The organism is Salinimicrobium sediminilitoris, from assembly GCF_020866905.1.
Lineage (GTDB): Bacteria > Bacteroidota > Bacteroidia > Flavobacteriales > Flavobacteriaceae > Salinimicrobium > Salinimicrobium sediminilitoris.
In genome coordinates this window covers 1-1,723 of record NZ_JAIVCC010000006.1, presented here as the reverse complement: position 1 = coordinate 1,723, position 1,723 = coordinate 1, and the positions used below count along the sequence as shown (strand labels likewise).

Genomic DNA, 1,723 nt, shown 5'->3' with positions numbered 1-1,723 from the left:
AAAGAGGTCGTCTAAAAAGTAATTTTTAGGCGGCTTTTTTTATTGTCAATATGTGAAGCAATACTTTTTCCTCTTTTTTATTAATAAATACTGGGTTTAAAAAAAGTGGACAGAAAGCCTCTATTAGATGACACTGAACTTCTTTAGGTTGTGTGCCATTGCTATTAACCCGATTTCTGTAGTTACTTTCTCCATTCCCCGAAGCATAAACCGCTTGAAGCCCATATTTTGCTTGATATTACCAAAGACAGCCTCTACATCCCAGCATCTGCGCTTGCGATGTGCTATTCCTTTTTCACTTAGTAGTAGATTTTTTGCTTTCTGTTTGAGTCGGAGTAAGTTGTGATTCCGCTCAATAATCCTGTTTCCCTTTGCTTTATGGCAACTGCCTCGCAGGGGACATCCACAGCAGTTTTGAGCCTGGTAACGATGGATTTCCTGGGTAAAGCCGTTCTTGGTTTTGCTTTCGTAGGTGCGGGTTTTCGTCATTTCCTGCCCCATAGGACAGTAATAGGTGTCTGTTTCCGCATTGTAAAAGAGATTATCGGGATGAAACGGATTTTCCTTGTGCTTTTTATCGCGCTGCTCCTTATGGAAGTAGTTATATTTTACAAAAGCAGCTATGTTCTTTTCTTCTAGGTCTGTGTAATTTTCTTCACTGCCATATCCGGCATCAGCGATAAGTGTTTCAGGGGTTTGACCGTAGGATTCAATATGATCATTGAGATGATCTTTTAAAGTGGTAGTATCTGCTGTAGTTTGAGCAAGGGTGTAGCTAGTGATAAACTGGTTGTTGGTAGAGGCTTGTAAATTGTACCCGGGCTTTAGCTGTCCGTTTTGCATATGATCATCCTTCATGCGCATAAAGGTGGCATCGGGATCTGTTTTGCTGTAGCTGTTTCTCTTACCTAAGATAGCTTCCTGCTCATTGTACTTCTGCAGGTTCTTTGGCCAGTTCTTTTTGGCATAATTCAGCTTTTGTTTAACCTTCTTGTCTACTTCTTTATCCTTCAATGCTTCATTGATGGTATCGATGGTCTGTGCTACTTTTTCAGGATCGATCTCTTCAAAATCGGGCTGATTGGGAAGCATTTGTTCTTCAGCATAGACTTTCTCCACATAAGACCAGAGTTCTTTGAGCTGTTTTCTGATTCGCTCCTTACTGGTCTTAATGGATTTGCCCCACACAAAGGTGTAGCGGTTGGCATTGGCCTCTATCTTCGTGCCGTCCACATACAGCTCTTTAAGGGATAAGACTCCCTGTTCTGCCAATAACTCGACCACCTGGTTAAAGATGTTCTTAAACTTCCCCTTTAATCTTTTGCCCCTAAAGTCATTGATGGTATTGTGATCGGGCTTGCTCTGTCCGCTAAGCCACATAAAATGAATATTCTCTTGCAGGGCCTGCTCTATTTTTCTTGAGGAATAAATATTCCGAAGGTAAGAGTAGATCACTACCTTAAGAAGCATCCGCGGGTGATAGCTCGAGGTGCCTCCTCCTTTATAGCTCTTCTCCAAAGTACTAATGTCTAAATGATCTACAATGGTATTGACAATCCGGACAGGGTGATTTTTTGGAACCAGATCATCATAGCTAGGGGGAATAAGACTTAGTTGGTTTTGATGATAAGTCTTAAAAACTACTTTTCTGCTCATATACTAAAAATAAGCAGCTCCTCCTATTTATACAAAAAAAAGGCTGCCTTTTCAGACAGCCTCTTTT

The 1,723-nt window shown here is 41.0% G+C and carries 1 protein-coding gene; it reads right to left on the bottom strand.

The genetic code is table 11. The features are described from left to right. Positions 1-123 precede the first annotated feature (123 nt). The gene (locus LA313_RS09495; RefSeq protein WP_228914457.1) at positions 124-1,656 is read right to left on the bottom strand and encodes an IS1182 family transposase; all 1,533 of its coding nucleotides are present in this window, start codon (positions 1,654-1,656) and stop codon (positions 124-126) included. Positions 1,657-1,723 lie beyond the last annotated feature (67 nt).

What these genes read in the sequence shown, in the direction of transcription:
- LA313_RS09495 (WP_228914457.1), bottom strand. Translation starts at nt 1,656, where the DNA reads ATGAGCAGAAAAGTAGTTTTTAAGACTTATCATCAAAACCAACTAAGT.